17 protein-coding genes are annotated in these 21563 nt (G+C 67.6%); 10 read left to right on the top strand and 7 right to left on the bottom strand.

Going from position 1 to position 21563, the window contains the following annotated elements; translation table 11 throughout:
* Positions 1-56 precede the first annotated feature (56 nt).
* Together sucC and sucD are read left to right on the top strand one after the other, a co-directional pair.
* Positions 57-1220 carry an ADP-forming succinate--CoA ligase subunit beta gene (sucC, locus tag DVU99_RS12060; protein WP_114240466.1) on the top strand — a complete coding sequence of 388 codons (1164 nt, stop codon included), beginning with the start codon at positions 57-59 and terminating at the stop codon, positions 1218-1220.
* 14 nt (positions 1221-1234) lie between these two features.
* Complete coding sequence (gene sucD, locus DVU99_RS12055) at positions 1235-2110, top strand: succinate--CoA ligase subunit alpha (RefSeq protein ID WP_109124142.1); 876 nt, start codon at positions 1235-1237, stop codon at positions 2108-2110.
* 93 nt (positions 2111-2203) lie between these two features.
* Here sucD and DVU99_RS12050 read toward each other — a convergent pair whose 3' ends face one another.
* The gene (locus DVU99_RS12050) at positions 2204-2539 is read right to left on the bottom strand and encodes a hypothetical protein (RefSeq protein ID WP_114240465.1); all 336 of its coding nucleotides are present in this window, start codon (positions 2537-2539) and stop codon (positions 2204-2206) included.
* A 108-nt stretch (positions 2540-2647) separates the two neighbouring features.
* Positions 2648-3547 (bottom strand): LysR family transcriptional regulator ArgP, encoded by a 900-nt coding sequence (locus tag DVU99_RS12045; RefSeq protein WP_114240464.1) that lies wholly within the window; start codon positions 3545-3547, stop codon positions 2648-2650.
* Positions 3548-3664: 117 nt separating this feature from the next.
* On the opposite strand from DVU99_RS12045, the gene DVU99_RS12040 reads away from it, so the two are divergent.
* The gene (locus DVU99_RS12040) at positions 3665-4285 is read left to right on the top strand and encodes a LysE/ArgO family amino acid transporter (protein WP_114240463.1); all 621 of its coding nucleotides are present in this window, start codon (positions 3665-3667) and stop codon (positions 4283-4285) included.
* A 6-nt stretch (positions 4286-4291) separates the two neighbouring features.
* Here DVU99_RS12040 and DVU99_RS12035 read toward each other — a convergent pair whose 3' ends face one another.
* Entirely contained in the window at positions 4292-6016 is a 1725-nt protein-coding gene (locus DVU99_RS12035; protein WP_157971425.1) for a diguanylate cyclase, read from the bottom strand.
* Between the two features lie 194 nt (positions 6017-6210).
* Between DVU99_RS12035 and DVU99_RS12030 the strand changes: the two genes are divergently transcribed.
* On the top strand, positions 6211-7842 hold the full coding sequence (locus DVU99_RS12030) for an NAD+ synthase (RefSeq protein WP_114240461.1): 1632 nt from the start codon (positions 6211-6213) through the stop codon (positions 7840-7842).
* 237 nt (positions 7843-8079) lie between these two features.
* Here the strand turns inward: DVU99_RS12030 and DVU99_RS12025 are convergent, their stop codons facing one another.
* Positions 8080-8919, bottom strand: coding sequence for an outer membrane protein assembly factor BamD (locus DVU99_RS12025; protein WP_114240547.1), 840 nt, complete (start codon positions 8917-8919; stop codon positions 8080-8082).
* Positions 8920-8990: 71 nt separating this feature from the next.
* Here DVU99_RS12025 and rluD point away from each other — a divergent pair, with 71 nt between their 5' ends.
* From rluD to DVU99_RS11995, 6 genes are all read left to right on the top strand, one after another.
* Positions 8991-9968, top strand: coding sequence for a 23S rRNA pseudouridine(1911/1915/1917) synthase RluD (gene rluD / locus DVU99_RS12020; protein ID WP_114240460.1), 978 nt, complete (start codon positions 8991-8993; stop codon positions 9966-9968).
* Positions 9965-10717 carry a peptidoglycan editing factor PgeF gene (pgeF, locus tag DVU99_RS12015; RefSeq protein WP_114240459.1) on the top strand — a complete coding sequence of 251 codons (753 nt, stop codon included), beginning with the start codon at positions 9965-9967 and terminating at the stop codon, positions 10715-10717. The genes rluD and pgeF overlap by 4 nt, the downstream gene beginning before the upstream one ends.
* A gap of 169 nt (positions 10718-10886) precedes the next feature.
* Positions 10887-14747 carry a phosphoribosylformylglycinamidine synthase gene (purL, locus tag DVU99_RS12010; RefSeq protein ID WP_114240458.1) on the top strand — a complete coding sequence of 1287 codons (3861 nt, stop codon included), beginning with the start codon at positions 10887-10889 and terminating at the stop codon, positions 14745-14747.
* A 39-nt stretch (positions 14748-14786) separates the two neighbouring features.
* Positions 14787-15551: a hypothetical protein gene (locus DVU99_RS12005; RefSeq protein ID WP_114240457.1), complete on the top strand. Its 765-nt coding sequence runs from the start codon at positions 14787-14789 to the stop codon at positions 15549-15551.
* Between the two features lie 51 nt (positions 15552-15602).
* Positions 15603-16523 (top strand): glycosyltransferase family 2 protein, encoded by a 921-nt coding sequence (locus tag DVU99_RS12000; RefSeq protein WP_114240456.1) that lies wholly within the window; start codon positions 15603-15605, stop codon positions 16521-16523.
* A complete protein-coding gene (locus DVU99_RS11995; RefSeq protein WP_114240546.1) occupies positions 16520-17419 on the top strand; it encodes a DMT family transporter in 900 nt (299 codons plus the stop codon). The genes DVU99_RS12000 and DVU99_RS11995 overlap by 4 nt, the downstream gene beginning before the upstream one ends.
* Before the next feature lie 20 nt (positions 17420-17439).
* On the opposite strand, the gene otsA is transcribed toward DVU99_RS11995, so the two are convergent.
* Genes otsA through otsB form a run of 3 tightly spaced genes read right to left on the bottom strand, consistent with a single transcriptional unit; the run spans position 17440 to position 21414 of the window.
* Positions 17440-18828, bottom strand: coding sequence for an alpha,alpha-trehalose-phosphate synthase (UDP-forming) (otsA, locus tag DVU99_RS11990; protein WP_114240455.1), 1389 nt, complete (start codon positions 18826-18828; stop codon positions 17440-17442).
* Positions 18828-20639 carry a glycoside hydrolase family 15 protein gene (locus DVU99_RS11985; protein ID WP_114240454.1) on the bottom strand — a complete coding sequence of 604 codons (1812 nt, stop codon included), beginning with the start codon at positions 20637-20639 and terminating at the stop codon, positions 18828-18830. The genes otsA and DVU99_RS11985 overlap by 1 nt, the downstream gene beginning before the upstream one ends.
* The gene (gene otsB / locus DVU99_RS11980) at positions 20611-21414 is read right to left on the bottom strand and encodes a trehalose-phosphatase (RefSeq protein WP_114240453.1); all 804 of its coding nucleotides are present in this window, start codon (positions 21412-21414) and stop codon (positions 20611-20613) included. Before otsB ends, DVU99_RS11985 begins: the two co-directional genes overlap by 29 nt.
* Positions 21415-21563: the final 149 nt, after the last annotated feature.

Here is a 21563-nt window from a genome sequence, read left to right as displayed (position 1 = left end):
GATCTCCCACAGTCCATTACGGCCGCCATGTTTCCCCCGTTCGCTCGAGGTATCGAATGAATTTCCACGAGTACCAGGCCAAAGAACTGTTCGCGAAGTACGGCATTGCCGTGCCGCCGGGCAAGGTCGCCAACTCTCCCGATGCCGCTGTCGACGCCGCCAAAGCCCTTGGTGGTTCGCAGTGGATGGTCAAGGCACAGATTCACGCAGGTGGTCGCGGCAAGGCCGGCGGCGTGAAGTTCTGCAAGAGCCTCGATGACGTGCGCGCAGCTGCCAAGGGCATGCTGGGCACCAACATGGAAACCTACCAGTCCGCCGGCCGCGCGCTGCCGGTGAACCTGGTGCTGGTCACCGATGCCACCAACATCGCCAAGGAACTCTACCTGTCGATCCTCACGGATCGCGATTCCAAGTCGATCTCGTTCATCGCCTCCAAGCACGGCGGCGTGGACATCGAGCAGGTCGCCAAGGACACGCCGGAAGACATCCACACCATCGTGGTGGACTTCGTGGAAGGCCTGCAGCCGTACCAGTGCCGCCAGCTCGGCTTCGCCATGGACCTCAATGCGAAGCAGGTCGGCCAGCTGACCAAGATCATGCTGGGCCTGTACAAGCTGTTCAACGAGAAGGACCTGTCCCTGGTCGAGCTGAACCCGCTCGCCATCCTCGAGGACGGCAACCTCGCCGCCCTCGACGGCAAGGTCAACTCCGACGACAACGCCGAGTTCCGTCACCCGGACCTGGCCGCCATGCGCGACCTGACCCAGGAAGACCAGGCCGAAGCGGCTGCCGTGCAGCACAACCTCAACTACGTGACGATGGACGGCTCCATCGGTTGCATGGTCAACGGCGCAGGCCTGGCCATGGCCACCATGGACGTGATCCAGCTGGCAGGCGGCGAGCCGGCCAACTTCCTTGACGTCGGCGGCGGCGCCACCAAGGAGCGCGTGACCGAGGCGTTCAAGCTCATCCTTTCCTCCGACAAGGTGAAGGCCATCCTGGTCAACATCTTCGGCGGCATCGTGCGTTGCGACCTGATCGCCGAAGGCATCATCGCGGCCGTGAAGGAAGTGGGTCTGAAGATCCCCGTCGTGGTGCGCCTGCAAGGCACCAATGTGGAGCTGGGCCGCGAACTGCTGGCCAACTCCGGCCTGGCGATCACGCCGGCTGACGATCTCAACGATGCGGCGCAGAAAGCCGTGGCTGCGGCCAAGGCCTGAGGAGCAAAAGAACCATGAGCGTTCTCGTCAACAAGAACACCAAGGTCCTCGTGCAGGGCTTCACCGGCCAGCAGGGCACCTTCCACGCGCAGCAGGCGCTGGACTACGGCACCAAGGTCGTCGGCGGCGTGACCCCGGGCAAGGGCGGCACCGAGCACATCGGCCTGCCGGTCTTCAACTCGGTGGCCGAGGCTGTCGATGAAACCGGCGCCGATGCGTCCGTCATCTTCGTGCCGCCGCCGTTCGCGGCCGACTCGATCCTCGAAGCCATCGACGCCGGCATCAAGGTCATCGTGGCGATCACCGAAGGCATCCCGGTGCTGGACATGCTGCGCGTGAAGAACGTGCTGGCCCAGCATCCGGAAACCGTGCTGATCGGGCCGAACTGCCCCGGCATCATCACCCCGGGCGAGTGCAAGATCGGCATCATGCCGGGCCACATCCACATGCCGGGCAAGGTCGGCATCGTCTCGCGCTCCGGCACGCTGACGTACGAATCGGTGTTCCAGACCACCAACGAAGGCCTGGGCCAGTCCACGGTCATCGGCATCGGCGGCGACCCGATCAACGGCCTGAGCTTCATCGACTGCCTGAAGATGTTCCAGGACGATCCGCAGACCGAAGGCATCATCATGGTCGGCGAAATCGGCGGTTCGGCTGAAGAAGACGCCGCCGAGTTCATCGGCGAGTACGTCACCAAGCCGGTCGTGTCGTTCATCGCGGGCGCCTCGGCTCCTCCGGGCAAGCGCATGGGCCATGCCGGCGCCATCATCTCGGGCGGCAAGGGCACGGCGGCTGCGAAGTTCGCTGCGCTGGAGAAGGCGGGCGTCACCACGGTGAAGTCCCCGGCCGACCTCGGCAAGACCCTCGCCGGTCTGATGAAGAAGTAATCGAGTCATTACGATCGATAGGAAAGGGCCGCAGCGATGCGGCCCTTTTTTTTGACGCGGTAGCGCAGTGGCGCGCCCGCCAAGGTCAGCACATCAGAAGCACACGGCGGACAGCGCCGTGAAAAGCAGCCAGCAAGGCAGGAAGACCAGCCATCCTCCTATCCAGGCGGCACGGTTCAGCCGCGGAGGATGCCTGCACCAGCGCTGCCTGCTTACGGCGCGCAAGGTGATGCAGCACAGTCCCCATAGAAGCGCGCCCGCCAGTGCGCCGAGCGCGCCCGCGACGACGGCGAAGGGGAAGCTGCTCAGCATTGCCTCGGCAGTCGAACTCGAGCTGCAACGGCCATCCAGGGCCATCGCGCCATCGGCCCAGGCGACAGCCAGGCAGGCAAACGCCCATCGCATCATGTCACGGTGCGCAAGGCGCATTTACACCTCCATGGCTGCGCTTGACCATTCCTGCGCAGATCTGATCCACGGTAGGTGGGCATCGCCGCCCGCACCATCAGACGAGTCTCAGTTGAATGGTGGGGCGTGCTAGGCCTGCTGGCGCAGGCTCGCCTGCGCCGTGCCCAGCAGGGTCTCGGTGACCATCGAGAGCGTGGCCGAACGGATCGCCCAATGCTGCCAGTACAGCGGCACGTCCAGCCAGCGATTCGGCGCGATCGGCTTGAGCTGGCCGTCGGCGAAGGGCTGCAGCAGCATCGACTCAGGCGCCATGGCCCAGCCGAGGCCGAGCGCGGCGCCCTCCACGAAGGCCGTGGACGAGGGTAGGTAGTGCATCGGCGGCGCCAATCGTGCGCGGGTAACGCCATGGATGAAACGCCATTGCAGCGCATCCTTTCGGTTGAACACCAACATCGGCGCCTGGGCAAGCGCGGTGGCGTCCAGGCCACGGGCGAAATGCTTCTTCACGAAGGCGGGGGTGGCCACCGGCAGGTAGCGCATCACGCCAAGCTTCTTCACGCTGCAGCCGGGCAATGGCCGGGCGATCGCGGTGATCGCGCCGAGCACGGAGCCGTCGCGCAATAGATCGGTGGAGTGGTCCTGGTCCTCCACGCGCACGTCGAACAGCAGCCCGTCACGCGTGTGCAAGCTGGCCAGCGCGGCCAGGAGCCAGGTTGCCAGCGAGTCCGCGTTGACCGCAATGGGCACGGTGGACGGCGTCGAACTGTCGGCGTCGACGTGGAAGTCCTGCAACGTCTCGGCCTCCAGCAGCCGTAGTTGCTGCACGCGGCGCAGCAGTCGCACGCCAGCCGGGGTGGCGGTGCAAGGTGTGCGACGCAGGATCAGCACCTGGCCCAGCTGGTCCTCCAGTGCCTTGATGCGCTGGGATATGGCCGAAGGCGTCAGCGAGAGGCGCCGCGCCGCACCGTCGAAACTGCCTTCATCGAGCACGGCGGCGAAGGCGGCCAGCTGTGGGTTGAGCAGGCTCATTGGCTGCCTCCATGGCGGGGATGTCACTAGATTAGTAAAACTGAAGTACGGTAAGGATATTTAGTTTTACTTAATTAGTGGCCTGGGGCAGATTGGCCGTCTACTTGAGGATCCCCCATGTTTCCCTCGGCCTATCTGGCCGGCCTCGTCGCGGGTGCCGGTCTCATCATCGCCATCGGCGCGCAGAACGCCTTCGTGCTCCGGCAGGGGCTGCAGCGCCGTCACGTGGGGGCCGTGGTGACGGTGTGCATCCTGGCCGATATCAGCCTGATCCTGCTTGGCGTCGGCGGCATGGGCTTGGCCGTGAAGGAGCATCCCTCGTTGCTGAAGTGGCTGCGCTTTGCCGGGGCGGCCTTCCTCGCCGCGTACGCCGTGCTGGCGCTCAAGCGCGCCTGGCAGGGCGAAAGCGGACTGCAGCCGGCGGACGATGGTGCCGGTGCCAGCCGGGGGCGGGCGGTGCTGGCCTGCCTGGGCTTCACCCTGCTCAATCCGCATGTCTATCTGGATACGGTGGTGTTGCTGGGCAGTCTTTCCACCCACTACGAGGGCGCGGGGCGCTGGGCGTTTGCGGCGGGAAGCTCTACGGCCAGCGTGCTGTGGTTCGTCTCGCTCGGTTATGGCGCGCGCCTGCTCTTGCCGGTGTTCCGCAGCCCGCTGGCGTGGCGGGTATTCGACGTGGCAGTGGCGATCTTCATGCTGGTGCTGGCGGTACTGCTGTTGCTTCAGCCGGCGGCCTGACGGTCTCTAGTCTTCGCTGCCGCGCTTCTCCGCGCGCGGCTCGCGCGCGGTGTCCAGCGCTTCTTCGGCGGCATCGGGCGCACTCGAGCGACGCTGCGACTTGTACTCGTACATCATGCGGTCGGCGCGGCGCACCAGCTCGGCAAACTCGGCGTCGTTGAGCTGTTGTCCGTCCGCTGCGCCGCATACGCCGAAACTCAGGCCCGCACTGGCGAAGCCCTGCTGGCGCAGCTGGCGATCCAGCCGCACCAGTGAACGGGTCAGCCGGTGCAGCCCCATTTCGTCGCCAAAGGCGATCACGGCGAACTCGTCGCCACCGAGGCGGAACGCGCGGCCGTGTCCGGGCAGGCGGGCCAGTCCATGCCCTGCCGCCTGCAGCAGGGCGTCGCCGCGGTCATGGCCCTCGCTGTCGTTGATCTGCTTGAGGCCGTCCAGGTCGATCATCGCCACCTGCCATGCGCCGCGGGTGAGTGCGGCATCGTTGTCGCGGGTGATCTCCTCGATCCGCATGTTGAAGGCCAGTCGATTGCCCAGCCCGGTAAGCGGATCGGTGGACGCGCGCGCCACGGCATCGAGCATGCCTTGCCGGAAGCGCTCGCGCGCCGCCTGCACCAGTTTCACGTGGTCGGCCAGCGCAAACGCCAGCAGCATCGCCTCGCAGCTGTTGCCGATCAGGGTGAGCAGGTCGGCGTTGTCCACCGGGCTGGGCATCAGGCCGAAGTTGACCGGCAGGATGACCAGGCCGGGCAGCACCACGCAGACGTAGGCCAGCGCGAAGAAGCGGGCCTGGCGCACGCCGTGGGCCAGGGCCCACACGCTGACGCTGGCGGAAAACAGCACGACCAGGGTGATCGCCGCGGTGGCGATCAGGAACGCCAGCGACGGCAGTGCAACAGCCACCGGCAACGCCAGCACGGAGGCGAGCGCAATGGCGTAACCCAGGCGCGCGGCGCGTGGCGCATGCTTGCCCAGTTCAAGGAAGCGGACCGCGAAGGGCGCATGGACCACCGGCACCAGGATGAACCACAGCGTGAAATTCAGCCGTCCATCCGGCAGGCCGAGCCAGTCCTCGGGCAAGCCGAAAAAGGCGGCCCAGCCGGCCATCAACACCAGCGCCTGGCAGCCGTACAGGGCGTAGCTGAGGCTGCGCGTCCACACGCCCACGAACAGGATGAACACGCCCAGCCCGCCGAGCACGCCCAGCGACAGGAACATCAGGGCTGATTCGTTGGCCAGCCGGCGGTGGTGCTGCTCGGCGGTCTGCAGGTCGATCCGCGGCGGTGCGCTGAAGAACGGGGTGGTGACGCGGACCACCGCGACGTAGCGATGCCCGGCTTGCAGCCTGACCGGCCCGGTGCCATGCAGCATGGGGTCGCCGCCGCTGCCGCGCACGGCCGAAAACGCCTGCATGCTGCCGTCGTCCCCCAGCACCTGCAGCGTGGCGCGGCGGTACCAGGTGTTGTTGAAGGCCACCACCCCGTCCTGCGTGCTGGAGACAGGCGGCAGGGGTGCCACCAGCCAATAGTCCCCGCCCAGCATGTTCACGCGGGGAAGCGGGTGGCGAGGCATGAGCCAACTCGCCAGTGCGGTGAAATCGGTGGGGGGCGCGTCGTTGGCCGCCGCCGGGTAGATGGTGAGCGGCAGCTCCGTCGGTGACGGGCCGAACAGCGGCACCGGCGCCCGCGCCTGCACCGGCAGGCACCACAGGCAACCCAACAGCAACAGCAGCACGCCGCGCCACCAGGCAGGGGGCGGTGTGGTGCAGGCTGCGATCGCGGTGGGCCGGTAACGGCGCAACGCTGTCCCCTGTCAGTTTGTGTTTCGGGATCGTAACACCCGCCCCACGGCGGGACGTGAAGGCTCCACCGCGAGGGCGGGCGGGGCTCGGGTATCATTTCAGGCCCCAATCCGCGTGGATTCCCTGCATGTCCGTTCTACGTTTCGCGCTCGCCCAGTTCGATTTTCCGGTAGGTGCGGTGGCAGCCAACGCCGCGCGCGTGGGCGACCTGCTGGCGCAGGCGCGTGAGGGTGGCGCGGCCCTGGTGGCATTTCCCGAGCTGACCCTGAGCGGCTATCCGCCGGAGGACCTGCTGCTGCGTCCGAGTTTTCTGGCGGCCTGCCAATGCGAGCTCAATGCACTCGCTGGCGCCACTGATGGCGTGGCGGCTCTGGTCGGCCATCCGCACAGCGAAGGCGAGGTATACAACGCGGCCAGCCTGTTGCGCGGCGGCCGCATCGAGCTGACCACGCACAAGCAGGCACTGCCCAATTACGGCGTGTTCGACGACAAGCGCTATTTCCGTCCCGGCCGCGACAGTGCGGTGGCCATGATCGATGGCGTGCGCGTGGGCATCCTGATCTGCGAGGACATCTGGCAGCCCGAGCCGGCCGCCAAGGCTGCGGCGGCGGGGGCCGAGCTGATCCTGGTGATCAACGCCTCGCCGTGGGATGACGCCAAGCAGACCGAGCGCGAACAGGTGCTGGTGGCGCGTGCCACCGAAACCGGTTGTGCGATTGCCTATCTCAACCTGATCGGTGGCCAGGACGAAGTGGTCTACGACGGCGGCTCGCTATTGGTGAATGCCGACGGCAGCGTGGCCGCGCGCGCGCCGAGCTTCGTCGACGCCATGCTGTGGGCGGATTTCGACAGCGAGACACGCACGCTGCGCGCCGAGAACTGGCCCAGCGTGCCCGATGCCACGCCCGAGGCGACGCTGTATGCGGCGCTGGTGCGCGGCATCCGCGACTACATCGAGAAGAACGGCTTCCCGGGCGTGCTGCTGGGCCTGTCCGGCGGCATCGATTCGGCACTCACGCTTGCCCTGGCGGTGGACGCACTCGGCGCCGAGCGCGTCACCGCGGTGATGATGCCCACGCGCTATACCTCGCAGCTGTCGCTCGATGGCGCGCGGGCGCAGGCCCAACAGCTGGGCGTCGACTACCACGTCATCGACATCGAGCCGATGGTCGACGCGTTCCTCGGCGCACTCAAGCCCGCCTTCGGCGGCAAGCAGGCGGACACCACCGAAGAGAACCTGCAGTCGCGCACGCGTGGCGTGACCTTGATGGCGCTCTCCAACAAGCACGGCCGACTGCTGCTGGCCACCGGCAACAAGAGCGAGATGGCGGTGGGCTATGCCACGCTGTACGGCGACATGTGCGGCGCCTACGCGCCGCTGAAGGATGTCTACAAGACCGTGGTGTATGGCCTGTCGCGCTGGCGCAACGGGCTGGCGGCGCGCCTGGGCGAGCCGGAGGCGATTCCCCCGGCGGTAATCGATCGCCCGCCCTCGGCGGAGCTGCGCGACAACCAGACCGACCAGGACTCGTTGCCGCCCTACGACGAACTGGATGCCATCCTGGCCCGCTTCATCGAGGGCGAGCAGTCGCAGGCCGAGATCGCCTCGCAGGGCTTCCACGCCGACACCGTGCGGCGCGTGGTGCGCCTCGTGCTGCTGAACGAGTTCAAGCGCCGCCAGTCGGCACCGGGCCCGCGCGTGACCACGCGGGCGTTTGGGCGCGAGCGGCGTTATCCGATTACCTCCGGCTGGCGCTGACCGGGACCGCCGGATCGTCGCCGATCCTGTGTAGGAGCGCGTTCTGTGCGCGACCGAGTCGACGCAGGGACGGGCTACTCGTCCCTCGCCCCTTGGCGTTCAGCTTCGTAGGCCTTTCGTGCACGGGGTGCACACCTACAGAAAAGCGGTGGGCTGGTGAAAGAGGCAAGAAAAAAGCCGGTGGATGACCACCGGCTTTTTTTCACGTCGATCGGCGGTATTCCGATCGGGACAGGATCAATGGTGACCCGAGAACGGGATCATCTTGCGCAGCGTCGACGGCGCGTGCGGCCAGTTCGGATCCTTCAGGTACGGATGGTCCGGGTAGTTGAGGGCCAGCACCTGGCGCGTCTGGTCGGCCAGGTTCTTCTGGTCCATGCCCAGGTAGCTGCGGGTGAGGATGGCCAGCGCGTCGCCGGTCTGCGGCGCCTGCTGGTAGTGCTCGATCACGTACTGCGCACGGTCGGCCGAGGCGACATATGCCTTGTTGCGCAGGTAGAACTCGGCCACGTTGATTTCGAACTGGGCCAGCACGTTGCGCAGGTAGATCATGCGCTGGCGCGCATCCGCCGTGTAGGCGCTGTCCGGGAAGCGGCGCGACAGCTCGGAGAAGTCGTCGAAGGACTTCAGGTTGTAGCCCTGGTCACGGCGGGTCTGCGATTCGTTGCGCTGCAGGAGGCGTTCCATGGCGCCGCCGGTGCGGTCAAAGTTGATCAGGCCGCGCAGGTAATAGGCATAATCCACATGCTTGTGGGTCGGATACGTTTTGATGAAGCGGTTGATCGTGGAATAGGCGTCGTCCGGCTGGTTGTCCTTGTACTGCGCATAGGCCAGGTCGAGCTGGGCCTGCTCGTTGTACTCGCCGGACGGGAAACGAGCGATCAGTCGCTGGTACGCTTTGCTGGCTGCCGAATAGTCGGCGTGCTCGAGCGAGTCATGGGCCTTCGCGTAAAGCTTGTCCACCGGCAGGGTATCGTTGGTGTCTCGCTTGTGGTGGAACATCGAGCATGCGCTCATCGAAAGAGCGATGGCGAGCACGACAAAAACTTTGAAAGCCGGCAGCTTGGTTACGCGCATGAGTAAAGGGTTCAGATGTTTGATCGAAAAGGGATGATAGCCGAAACCGCCGAACACCCGGGCAGTCGGCCATGACGACGATCCGTCATGAGGCCGCGGTGCCCCTGTCTGCCGCGGGTCGGAGGTTCGACCAGGCTTTGGCCGAGATGTTCCCCGACTATTCCCGCTCCCGCCTCACGGCCTGGATCAAGGCCGGGGCGGTAACGCTCGACGGCGCCGTGGCGCCCCCCCGCCAGCTGCTGCGCGGGGGTGAAAAAGTCGTGCTGGAAGCGGAACTTGAGACCGAGGTGGAGCTGGCGCCGGAGGCCATTGCGCTGGATATCGTCCATGAGGACGCGCACGTGCTGGTGCTGAACAAGCCGGCCGGACTGGTGGTCCATCCCGGCGCAGGAAATAGCGCGGGTACGGTGCTCAACGCCCTGCTGCACCACGATCCGGCGCTGGCCCAGCTGCCGCGCGGAGGGATCGTGCACCGCCTGGACAAGGACACCTCGGGCCTGATGGTGGTGGCCAAGAGCCTGCCCGCCCATACGGCGCTGGTGGACATGCTGTCCCGCCACGACGTGGAGCGGCAGTACGAGGCCGTGGTGCTGGGCACCATGGTGGCCGGCGGCACCGTGGATGCGCCGATCGGCCGTCACATGGGCGACCGCCTGCGCCAGGCGGTGCGTGACGAGGAGGACGGCAAGCGTGCCGTCACCCATTACCGCCTGCGGGAGCGTTTCCGCGCCCACAGCCTGGTCCAGTGCAGCCTGGAGACCGGTCGCACCCATCAGATCCGCGTCCACATGGCCCATATCGGCCACCCGCTGGTGGGCGACCCGCTCTACGGCGGCGGCCTCAAGCTGCCCAAGGGGGCCTCGGCCGAGCTGGTCGCGGCCTTGCGCGGCTTCCGCCGGCAGGCCCTGCATGCCGAGCGGCTGGCCTTTGAACACCCGGTGACGCATGAGCCGATGTCCTTCAGCGCCGAGCGTCCGGCCGACCAGCAAGCGCTGATCGACGCCCTGCGCGCCGACGCCGCCCAGGCTGATCCGGACGACTGGTCGTGAGCGCTGACCCGGCCTGGATCACGCCCGACTGGCCTGCGCCCCGCCATGTGCGGGCTGCGGTCAGCACGCGCCAGGGGCCGGGTGTGTCGGAGGGGGCGTATGCCCGGTTCAACCTGGGCTCACGTTGCGGGGATGTACCGGAGGCGGTGGCCGCCAACCGCGCCGCCGTGCAGCTTGCGCTGGGTTTGCCGCGGACACCGCACTGGCTGCGCCAGGTCCACGGTGTGGATGTGGCCGACATCGATGGCTCCGGGCACGACGAGGAGCCGCGTGCCGACGCCGCCGCGACGGGTCGCGTCGGCGAGCCGCTGGCCATCCTCACGGCCGATTGCCTGCCGGTGCTGTTGTGCACCCGCGACGGCGCCGCCATCGCGGCGGCCCATGCCGGGTGGCGGGGGCTGCAGGCGGGCGTACTGGAAGCGGCGCTGGCCTCGCTGCCGGTTCCGCCTGCACAGGCGATGGCATGGCTGGGGCCGTGCATTGGCGCCCCGAGCTACGAGGTGGGGGAGGAGGTGCGCGAAGCCTTCCTTGGCGCGGACGCCGGCGCGGCCGGGTGCTTCGTGGCCACCCGGCCCGGCCACTGGCTGTGCGACCTGGCCGCCCTGGCCCGGCGGCGGCTGCAGGCCGTCGGCATCGGCAGCGTGCACGGGGGCGGCTTCGATACCCGGACCGATCCGCGGTTCTACTCCTACCGGCGCGATGGCGAGCACAGCGGCCGTTTCGCCAGCCTGATCTGGCTGGAAGGCTAGGCGAGCGCTCCAGGCGGGGTGATTATCTTGCGCTGGATCGTGGGCTTGGCCGGCAGGCCCGGCCCGATCGCGCGGCCAGGGCAGGGATGCGGGCAGGATGCTGCGTCGCGGCAGCCTTGACCCGCCTTGGGTTACAATAGGTGTTTCCGCATAGCCCCCCGTTCCCCGCATGATCGCACTCGATGGGCAGAGCGCCCTCTCGCCTTTTCGTCTCGACCGCCTGAACGCGCGCCTGGAAGCCATTCACCGTGGCACCCGCGTGCAAGCGTCGTGGTTTGTCTATTTCATCGACGCCGATCGCACGCCGGAAGGCGAGCAGCATCGCCGTCTGTTGGAAGTGCTTGAGGCCAAGGACGCCAAGCCGGAGGCCGCCTCGCTGTGGGTGGTCCCGCGCCTGGGCACGATTTCGCCCTGGTCGAGCAAGGCGACCGACATCCTGCATGGCGCCGGCTTCGACGTGCGCCGGGTGGAGCGTGGCGTGGCCTGGCAGGTGTCAGCGCTGCCCTCGGTGAACTCCCCCGAGTACCCCGCGGTGATGGCCGTGCTGCACGACGCCATGACCCAGTCGGTGCTGACCCACCTGGATGACGCCAAGGGCCTGTTCCTGGGCGGCCAACCGGGTCCGCTGGTGCATGTGGCGCTGGAAGGCGACGCCAAGGCTGCGCTGGACAAAGCCAACAAGGAGCTGGGCCTGGCCCTGGCCGACGACGAGATCGAATACCTGGTCGACCGCTACGCGGAGCTGGGCCGTGACCCGTCGGACGCCGAACTCTTCATGTTCGCGCAGGCCAATTCCGAGCATTGCCGCCACAAGGTGTTCAACGCCACCTGGACGCTGGATGGCGAGGCTCAGGACAAGAGCCTGTTCGGCATGATCAAGAACACCCACCAGCACTCGCCTGCCCACACGCTGTCCGCCTACAAGGACAACGCGGCGGTGATCGAGGGCTACGAGGGCATGCGCTTCTTCCCGGATGCCGACGGCGTGTGGCGTGCCCACCACGAGCGCGTGGAGTACGCGATCAAGGTGGAGACGCACAACCACCCGACCGCGATCGCACCGTGGCCCGGCGCGGCCACCGGTGCCGGCGGCGAGATCCGCGACGAGGGCGCCACCGGCCGTGGCGCCAAGCCGAAGGCCGGCCTCACCGGCTTCTCGGTGTCGGACCTGCGCATTCCGGGCAAGCCGCGTCCGTGGGAGGTGGATCGCCCGCTGCCGCCGCACATGGCCACCGCGTTCGAGATCATGCGCGACGGCCCGCTGGGCGCCGCGGCGTTCAACAACGAATTCGGCCGGCCGGCGCTGGGCGGCTATTTCCGCACCTACGAGCACGAGACCGGCGAAGCCGGCGTGCGTCGTGGCTACGACAAGCCGATCATGCTCGCCGGCGGCCTCGCCAACATCCGTGCGCGCGACGTGCAGAAGCGTGACGTGCAGCCGGGCAACAAGGTGATCGTGCTCGGTGGCCCGGCCATGCTGATCGGCCTGGGCGGCGGCGCCGCCTCGTCGGTGGCCTCGGGCACCTCCAGCCAGGAGCTGGACTTCGCCTCGGTGCAGCGCGACAACGCCGAGATGGAGCGTCGCGCGCAGCAGGTGATCGACAGCTGCTGGGCGCGCGGCGATCGCAACATCATCGTCAGCGTGCATGACGTCGGCGCGGGTGGCCTGTCCAACGCCATTCCGGAACTGCTCAACGACGCCGGCGTCGGTGGTCGCATCGACCTGGCGCGCGTGCCCTGCGACGACCCGTCGCTGTCGCCGATGCAGGTGTGGAGCAACGAATCGCAGGAGCGCTACGTGCTCGCGATCGACGCCGCCGACCTCGCCGAGTTCGAGTCGTACTGCGCCCGCGAGCGTTGCCCCTACGCGGTGGTGGGTGAAGCCACCGCCGAGCGCCGCCTGGTGGTGCACGACCCGCGCAGCGACCTCACGGTGATCGACCTGCCGATGGACGTGCTGTTCGGCAAGCCGCCGCGCATGCATCGCGATGCCACCCGCCTGAAGCCGCGCGTGGACGTGGTGCCCGACCTGGCCGGCATCAGCATGGACGAGGCGCTGATGCGCGTGCTGCGCCTGCCCACCGTGGGCAGCAAGAGCTTCCTCATCACCATCGGCGACCGTACCGTGGGCGGCCTCAACGCCCGCGATCCGATGGTCGGCCCATGGCAGGTGCCGGTGGCCGACTGCGCCGTCACCATCACCGATTTCGACGGTTACACCGGCGAGGCCATGGCCATGGCCGAGCGCGCGCCGGTGGCCCTGCTGAGCAGCGCCGACTCCGCGCGCCTGGCGGTGGGCGAGGCCATCACCAACCTGGCTGCTGCGCCGATCGCCTCGCTGGGCGAAGTGCGCCTGTCGGCGAACTGGATGGCCGCGGTGAATTTCCCCGGCGAAGATGCCGCGCTGTTCGACGCGGTGAAGGCCGTGGGCATGGAGCTGTGCCCGGAGCTGGACATCTCCATCCCGGTCGGCAAGGACTCGCTGTCCATGCAGACCGTGTGGAAGGACGGCGACACCGTGCAGCGCACCGTTTCGCCGGTGTCGCTGGTGATCACGGGCTTTGCCCGCGTCACCGACGTGCGCCGCACGCTCACCCCGCAGCTGCGCCTGGACCATGGCGACTCCGAGCTGTGGCTGCTCGACCTGGGTGCTTGCCGCGACCGCCTCGGCGGTTCCGCGCTGACCCAGGTGTTCAACCGCGGTGGCGGCGTGCCGCCGGACCTCGATGACGCCAAGCGCCTGAAGTCGCTGTTCAACCTGGTCCAGGAGGCCAACAGCAACGGCCTGTTGCTGGCCTATCACGACCGTTCCGACGGCGGCGTCATCGTTACCCTGCTGGAAATGGCCTTTGCCGGTCATTGCGGCCTGGAAATCCAGCTCGATGGCTGGGCGGAAGCCGCGCTGCGAGCGCTGTTCAACGAGGAGCTGGGTGCGGTGGTGCAGATCGCCACGGCCAACCGCGAAGCCTTCGAGGCGCTGCTGGTCAAGCATGAGCTCACCGGCATGGCCTACCGCATCGGCCGTCCCAAGGAAAAGCTGGGCATCAAGCTGTTCCATAACGGCGAGACGCTGTTCAAGTGGAACTGGCGCACGCTGTTCGAGGCCTGGAACGAAACCAGCCACGCCATGCAGCGCCTGCGTGACAACCCGCTCAGTGCCGATGCCGAAAACGAATGGCGCCTGGACGATGCCGATCCGGGCATCAGCCCCAAGCTCAGCTTCGAGCCGCAGGACGACATCGCCGCGCCGTACATCGCCAAGGGTGCGCGTCCGCGCGTGGCGGTGTTGCGCGAGCAGGGCGTCAACGGCCAGGTGGAAATGGCCGCCGCGTTCACCCGTGCGGGCTTTGACGCGGTGGACGTCCATATGTCCGATCTGGCCAGCGGCCGCATCAAGCTGGCCGACTTCCGCGGCCTGGCGGCCTGCGGTGGCTTTTCCTATGGCGACGTGCTCGGCGCGGGCCGCGGCTGGGCCACCTCGATCCTGTATAACGAATACCTGCGCGCCGAATTCAGCACGTTCTTTGCCGACGACAGCCGCTTCGCGCTGGGCGTGTGCAACGGCTGCCAGATGATGAGCCAGCTCAAGGACATCATTCCCGGCGCGCAGCACTGGCCGAAGTTCCTGCGCAACGCCTCCGAGCAGTACGAGGCGCGTGTGGCCACGCTGGAAGTGCTGGACTCGCCGAGCATCTTCTTCAAGGGCATGGCCGGTTCGCGCATCCCGGTGGCGGTGGCGCACGGCGAAGGTCGCGTGAGCTTCCCGCACAGCGCCAGTCCGTCCAAGGCGGGTGCCGCGGTGCGCTACGTGGACAACCGCGGCAAGCCGACCGAGGACTACCCGCTGAACCCGAACGGTTCGCCGGGCGGCCTCACCGGCTTCACCGCTGCCGATGGCCGCGTGACCATCCTGATGCCGCATCCTGAGCGCGTGTTCCGCAGCGTGCAGATGAGCTGGCATCCGGAGAAGTGGGGCGAGGATTCGCCGTGGATGCGCATGTTCCGCAATGCGCGGGTATGGTGCGGCTGATGTCGTACGGCCGCGCCGGGCTCGTGACTGACGCCTAGCGTGGCCGCTCCCGTCGCACGCTGGTGCATCCGCGTGCTCGCCGGCCTGGCCTGGGCCGGCCTGGTGGCCCTGCTGCCGTGGTGGGCGGGCCTGCCGTTGTTGTTGGTGGTGGCTCTGGGCGTGGCGCTGCTGGACCGGCGCCTGCCGACCCATGCGCGAATCTGCCGAAGGGCGCGACGCTGGGGTTTGCCGGGGTGGTTGTTCGCCTTGCAGCGCACCCTGGGTGGTGACCTGCTGGCTTGGGGAGCGGTCTTGCTCGGCGCACTGGTGGGTTTCACGCTGGTCGTGCTGCTGGAGTCGCTGCTTGACCACCGGGTCAAGCGCAGCGCGGAAGCGGCTGCTGCGCCGGAGTGGAGCGAACTGGCGCTAGCGCCGATCGGGCCTGCGGCGCACATCATCGAGTTGTCGCGCGTGGCCTGGCGGGATGCCGCCGGGGAGTTCAGTGACCCGGACGGCGGCGCGGTGCGTTACCAGGTCGAAGGCCCCCATCGCGGACACTACGTGTTCGGGGAGGGCCGGGTAATCGACCGCGCTGGGGCCCGCTGCTGCTTCGGCCCGGGAGGTCGCTGGTTTGCGGCGATGCTGCCGGGAGAGCGTGGCAACCTGCTGTGGGATCGTCGAGGCGGCGGCGTGCATCGCCTGGGCGGTTGGCAGCTCAGTGGCTGGGAGGGCGAGCAGCCCTGGCTGGCCCGTGGTGCCGATGGCGTGCCCGTTCCGCTGCACGAAGTGCTGGGGCTGGGAGGGCGCCACCGCCGTCATCCATAGGGATGAGGCCTGTGAAGCGCTTTTGCATTCAGAATACGCAACGTGTACCCGATGGCTGAAGCAGTGACTACCGACGCTACATCCTCTTTGTTCGCCGTGCTGCCCGTCAGCGTGGTCGTGGTGGCCGCCGACAGCGGCCCGTCGCTGCGCGACTGCGTGCGGCGCGTGCTGGCCTGCGAGCTGCCGCTGGAAATGATCCTGGTGGACAACCAGTCGAGCGACGGCATTCCGCAAGCCATCGCGCGTGCGCATGAAAGCGAGCCGCGCCTGCAGGTGATCTACAACCATGCCAACCTGGGCTTTGGTCCGGCGGTGAACCGCGGCGTAGCCAAGGCACAGGGCAAGTCGGTGCTGGTGCTCAATCCGGATTGCCTGATCGACAACGACACGCTGTCGCGCCTGCTCGGCATCCTTGCCACGCATCCGCGCGCAGGGGCTATCGGGGCGGTGGTCTGCGACGAGCAGGGCGTGCCTGATCCGGCGTCATATCGGCGCGACCCACTGATGCGGCGTGCGCTCAATACCTTGTTCAAGCGCGATGGCGAGGGCATCAACATCGAGGGGCCGATCCCGCACGAGCTGCTCGAGGCCGAGGCGGTTTCCGGCGCCCTGTTGCTGATACCGCGGCGCGTGTTCGATTACCTCGCCGGTTTCGACGAAGACTATTTCCTGCATTGCGAAGACCTGGACCTGTGCCGACGCGTGCGCGACGCCGGCTACAAGGTGATGCTCGCCGGCGACGTGCGCGTGTTGCACGGCAAGGGCGGCTCGAGCCGCCATCGTCCGGTGTTCGTCAGTCGCCACAAGCATCGCGGCATGTGGCGCTGGTTCCGCAAGTTCGACCCCGACGCAAGCAAGCCGTGGGTCGCGGCGCTGGTGTGGCTGGGCATATGGTCCCACTTCCTGCTGCAGATCCCAGGCCAGTTATGGCGGCTGGCGCGGCGCAAGCCGGCTGGCGGCACGCAGGCATGAGTGCGACCGCCTCGCGCACCGCGACCCTCGCCACGCTCGGACTCGTCGCCGTCACCGCCGTCTGGGGCTCCACCTTCTTCCTGATCAAGGACCTGCTGGCGCGCATGCCGGTGGCCGATTTCCTCGCCGTGCGCTTCGTCATCGCGGCGGCAGCGATGACGCTGCTGTTCTTCCGCCACCTGTTGCGGCTGAGCCGGCGCGAGTGGTGGCAGGGGGCCGCGCTGGGTGCGCTTTATGGCATCGCCCAGCTGTTGCAGACCTCGGGGCTGGAGCACACCTCGGCCAGCATCAGCGGGTTCGCCACCGGCATGTACGTGGTGTTCACCCCCTTGCTGGGCACGGTGCTGCTGCGACAGCGCCTGCCTTCGGTGACCTGGATCGCGGTGCTGCTCTCGGTGGGCGGCCTGGCGTTGCTGGCCCTGCATGGGCTCAGCATCGGTTATGGCGTGTGGCTGACGGTGGCCTCGGCCGCCCTGTACGGCCTGCATATCGTGGGGCTCGGCACCTGGTCCAGGCCAGGCAGCGCGTTCGCACTGTCCACCGTGCAGATGCTGATGATTGCCGCGATCTGCCTGCTGGCCACGCTGCCCAAGGGCCCCTCGCTGCCACCTGGCGCTGGCGCTTGGCTGGCGGTGCTGTATATGGCGCTGGCGGCCGGTGCGGGTGCGATGCTGGTGCAGACCTGGGCGCAGGCGCACCTGTCGCCGACGCGTGCCGCCATCGTGATGACGTTGGAGCCGGTGTTCGCCGCGGGTTTCGCCGTGGCGTTCGGCGACGACCTGTTGACCTGGCGCATGCTGGGCGGCGGCGCGCTGATCCTGGCGGCGATGTACCTGGTGGAGCTGGCGCCGCGCAGCAATGCACTGCAAGCGGAAGGCTTGCACCACGAGGTCTAGCCTGGGTCGCCCGGCACTGGCTATTGGGCCAGCCGACGCAGGAAGGCGTTGCGCCACGCGGTGACATCCTGCTTCTCCAGCACGTCCATCATGCGACGCCAGCGCAGGCGCCGCTCCTGCAGTGGCATGGTCAGCGCAATGCCCAGTGCTTCGGCCACTTCCTCTGTGTCGGCGGGATTCACCAGCAGCGCATCGCGCAGCTCCTGTGCGGCGCCGGCGAAGCGCGACAGCACCAGCACGCCCGGATCCTCCGGGTCCTGGCTCGCCACGTATTCCTTGGCCACCAGGTTCATGCCGTCGCGCAGCGGCGTCACCAGGCCGACTCGGGCCGAACGGTAGTAGCCGCTGAGCAGGCTGTGCGGAAAGGAGTTGTTGACGTAGCGGATGGGCACCCAATCGGGCGCCGCGTACATGCCGTTGATATGACCGGCCATGCGCTCCAGGTCACGCCGGATCTGGCGGTACTCGGGGACGCCGCCGCGCGAGGGCGGGGCGATCTGCAGGAAGCTCACCTTGCGGTGCAGCTGCGGCGAGCGTTCGAGCAGGCGTGCGTAGGCATGGAAGCGTTCGGGCAGGCCCTTGGAATAATCGAGCCGGTCCACGCCGATGATCAGCGCGCGGCCCTGCAGGCTTTGCCGGAGCTGGTGGATCTCCTCGTGCTCGTCTGCATGACTGGCCGCCTCGGCCACCCGTGGCGTGTCGATGCCGATGGGGAAGGCTTCGGCACGAAAGACGCGGCCGGCCTCCGTGCGCAAACGCCCGTCGCGGCGCATCGTCGATCCCAGTTCGTGCACGAAATACTCTTCCAGTGCGCGCCGGTCACGCGGCGTGTGCAGGCCAACCAGGTCGTAGCTGGACAGGGTCTCCAGCAGTTCGCGATGGCGCGGCAGGGCGATCAGCAGGCCCGCCGCGGGCAGCGGCGTGTGCAGGAAGAAACCGATGCGGTTGTCGATGCTGCGCTGGCGCAGCATCGCCGCGAGCGGGATCAGGTGATAATCGTTGACCCATACCGTGTCGCCAGGGTGGACCAGTGCCATCAGCCGCTCGGCGAACAGGCTGTTGACACGCAGGTAGCCGGCCAGATGCTTGCGGTCGTAGTCCACCAGGTCGGGGCGATAGTGGAGCAGCGGCCACAGCGTACGATTGGCGAAGCCATCGTAGAAATCGTTGTGGTCGTTGCGCGACAGGTCGATGGTGGCGTACTCCACCACGCCGTCGTGTTGACGGTGCAGCTCGCCGCTGGCCTGGCGGGACACCGTGCCGCTCCAGCCAAACCACAGGCCGCCGCGTTCCTGCAAGGCCGCACGCATGGCCGATGCCAACCCGCCCGTCGCGGTCTGGTCCGGCAACGCCACCCGGTTGGACACCACGATCAGCCGGCCGTGTTCGCCATGGCCGCTCGCCGGCATCACAAGGCATCCTCCCATCGCCGCGAGAGGCGCATGGCGGCCTGGATGAGTCCCACCATCGAGTAGGTCTGCGGAAAGTTGCCCCAGTGCTCGCCGGTGTTGGGCGAGATGTCCTCCGAAAGCAGGCCAAGCGGATTGCGCTGGGCCAGCATGTTCTCGAACATCGCGCGTGCACGCTCCTTGCGCCCGGTGGCTGCCAACGCGTCGATGTACCAGAAGGTACAGATGTTGAAGCTGGTCTCCGGCGCACCGAAGTCGTCCGGTGCGATATAGCGGAACAGGTAGTCGCCGCGACCCAGCTTTTCCCCGATGGCGTCCACCGTCGCGATGAAGCGCGGGTCCATGGCATCGATGAAGCCAATGTCCGCCAGCAGCAACAGGCTGGCGTCGAGGTGCTCGCCGTCGTAGGCATCCACGAACGTACCGAGCTGCTCGTTCCAGGCACGCGCCATGATGCGGTCGTGCAGCGCCACCGCTTCGTCGTGCCAGTCACGGGCATGTTCGTCCAGGCCGAGCTCGGTGGCGATGTGCGCCAGGCGTTCGCACGCGGCCCAGCACATGGCCGCCGAATAGGTGTGCACGGCGGCGCGCCCGCGAAATTCCCACAGGCCGGCGTCCGGTTGCTCGGCCATGCGCAGCGCCATCTTGCCCATGCGTTCGAGTCGACGGAAGCTGATCTCATCGCCCGGGTGTTCCAGGCGGCGGTCGAAATAGGTCTGCGCGGAGGCAAGTACCACCGAGCCGTACACGTCGTTCTGGCGCTGGCGCCAGGCATCGTTGCCCACGCGTACCGGGCCCATACCGCGATAGCCCTCCAGGCTTTCCACCTGCGACTCGTTGAGCTCGTGTTCGAAGGTGATGCCGAATACCGGTCCGATCTCCCGCTCTCCGTCTGCCGCCACCAGATTGAACACGTAGCGGATGTATTCCTCCATGCTGCGGGTCGCACCCAGGCGATTGAGCGCGCGAACGGTGAAGGCCGCATCGCGCAGCCAGCAGTAGCGATAGTCCCAGTTGCGCGCGGAGCCCGGCGACTCGGGGATGGAGGTGGTCAGCGCCGCGACGATGGCGCCGGTCGCCTCGTACTGGCAAAGCTTCAGCGTGATCGCCGCGCGGATCACGGCCTCCTGCCATTCGTAGGGGATGGACAGGTTGCGTACCCATTCGCGCCAGTAGGCCAGCGTGCGTTCCAGGGTGTGGTGTATGAAATCGGCAGAGCTGTGGGTGAGCGTCTCATCGGGGCCGAGCACGAAGTGCGCGGGACGCTCCAGGATGAAGGGCAGGGCGCGCTCGATCATCGGGGAGGCGACGTCGCTGGTCAGCCGCTGCACCACGTCGCTCAGCAGGAAGCGGATGTGGTTACTCCCCGAGGTGGTCTGCGGCGCGCGCGCGCCGTAGTCGCACAGCGGCCTGAGCAGCACGCGGATGCGCGGAGCGCCGCCGCGCGGCCGCACGCGCCGGGCGATCAATACCGGGTGATAAAAGCGGCCGCGCGAGCGAAAGCGCGGCATGTAGTCGACGATCTCCACGCCGGCTCCGTGGCGGTCGAACAGGCGCGTCACCAGCACCGCGGTATTGGGCAGGTAATGCTGCTCGGAATGATCGAAATCTTCGAGCTGGATGGCCCAGTCGCCCCCTTCACGTTGTGGCGACAGCAGCGCGCAGAAGCTCGCGTCGCTGTCGAGGCGGGGCAGGCAGCACCACACGATGCGGCCACGGCCATCGATCAGCGCGGCAACGCTGCCGTTGCCGATGACACCCAGCGCCAAATTGGCCTGGCTGTCAGGCGTTTCCTCCAGAGGGGTGGGCATGCGAGAGGGCTCCATGCTTGAGCGCGTGCAGTACGCGGAACAGCCAGGCCCGCGTGGCAGCGGGCTCGGGCAGCGAGAAGCGGGCGAGACTGGGTTCGCGTGCGCCCACACGGATACTGATGCCATGCTCGAGGTTGGCCATGGCAAAGCCGTGCTCGTCGGTCAGGTCGTCGCCGACATAGACCGGTTGCCGTCCAAGGAAGGGGCCACGCGCCAGCAGACTGGTGACGGCGGAACCCTTGTCCATGCCTTCGGGCTTGAGCTCGATCACCATGTTGCCTTGCTGCATTTCGTAGCCCGCCAGATGCGGAAGCAGTGCTTGCACGCTGGCGCGCAGGGCCTCGAATTGCTGGGGAGCGGTGCGGCAGTGCAGGGCCACCGCGATGCCCTTGTCTTCCAGGGTCACACCGGGCAGGCCGGTTGCGATCTCGCCGGCGATCTCGCGCACCAGCGAGCGCCGCGCAGCGCCGATATGCACGCCCCGATAACGGCCGTCCGCACAGCGCAGTTCCAGGCCATGCAGTCCGGCCATGGCCCACGGCGGATGGCCAAACAGGTCGTCGAGGTCGTCGAGGCTGCGTCCACTGACCAGCGCGAGCGCGCCGTCGAGCGTGGCGTAGAGGTCGTCGAGCAGCTCGCGCAGGCGTCCATCGACGCAGACCTGCTCCGGACGGTCGGCAAAATCGAGCAAGGTGCCGTCGACGTCGAGGAACAATGCCCAATGATCTTCCACGCCCGGCAGGGGCGGCGACGGCAGGGGCGGCTGAGCAGACATGGCGGAGGCGGTGGATGGGGCAAGCACGGCAACGAGCCTAGCAAGCCGAATGTGAAGGCAAGCTATGGGTGGCCGCCGATGGCTGAAGCTGCGGCATCCGGGACAGCGCGGGTGCGCTTGAATCGTGCGGGGCCGTCCGCATGTCCGAG

The sequence above is a fragment of the Dyella sp. C9 genome (genome assembly GCF_003332825.1).
Classification (GTDB): domain Bacteria; phylum Pseudomonadota; class Gammaproteobacteria; order Xanthomonadales; family Rhodanobacteraceae; genus Dyella.
The sequence above is the reverse complement of the archived record's forward strand: the minus strand, read 5'-3'. Positions and strand labels throughout refer to the sequence as shown.

Bases quoted from the DNA above. Each gene is read 5' to 3' on its own strand.
- sucC (WP_114240466.1), top strand. From the start codon at position 57: ATGAATTTCCACGAGTACCAGGCCAAAGAACTGTTCGCGAAGTACGGC.
- sucD (WP_109124142.1), top strand. From the start codon at position 1,235: ATGAGCGTTCTCGTCAACAAGAACACCAAGGTCCTCGTGCAGGGCTTC.
- DVU99_RS12050 (WP_114240465.1), bottom strand. From the start codon at position 2,539: ATGCGCCTTGCGCACCGTGACATGATGCGATGGGCGTTTGCCTGCCTG.
- DVU99_RS12045 (WP_114240464.1), bottom strand. From the start codon at position 3,547: ATGAGCCTGCTCAACCCACAGCTGGCCGCCTTCGCCGCCGTGCTCGAT.
- DVU99_RS12040 (WP_114240463.1), top strand. From the start codon at position 3,665: ATGTTTCCCTCGGCCTATCTGGCCGGCCTCGTCGCGGGTGCCGGTCTC.
- DVU99_RS12030 (WP_114240461.1), top strand. From the start codon at position 6,211: ATGTCCGTTCTACGTTTCGCGCTCGCCCAGTTCGATTTTCCGGTAGGT.
- DVU99_RS12025 (WP_114240547.1), bottom strand. From the start codon at position 8,919: ATGCGCGTAACCAAGCTGCCGGCTTTCAAAGTTTTTGTCGTGCTCGCC.
- rluD (WP_114240460.1), top strand. From the start codon at position 8,991: ATGACGACGATCCGTCATGAGGCCGCGGTGCCCCTGTCTGCCGCGGGT.
- purL (WP_114240458.1), top strand. From the start codon at position 10,887: ATGATCGCACTCGATGGGCAGAGCGCCCTCTCGCCTTTTCGTCTCGAC.
- DVU99_RS12000 (WP_114240456.1), top strand. From the start codon at position 15,603: ATGGCTGAAGCAGTGACTACCGACGCTACATCCTCTTTGTTCGCCGTG.
- DVU99_RS11995 (WP_114240546.1), top strand. From the start codon at position 16,520: ATGAGTGCGACCGCCTCGCGCACCGCGACCCTCGCCACGCTCGGACTC.
- otsA (WP_114240455.1), bottom strand. From the start codon at position 18,828: ATGCCGGCGAGCGGCCATGGCGAACACGGCCGGCTGATCGTGGTGTCC.
- DVU99_RS11985 (WP_114240454.1), bottom strand. From the start codon at position 20,639: ATGCCCACCCCTCTGGAGGAAACGCCTGACAGCCAGGCCAATTTGGCG.
- otsB (WP_114240453.1), bottom strand. From the start codon at position 21,414: ATGTCTGCTCAGCCGCCCCTGCCGTCGCCGCCCCTGCCGGGCGTGGAA.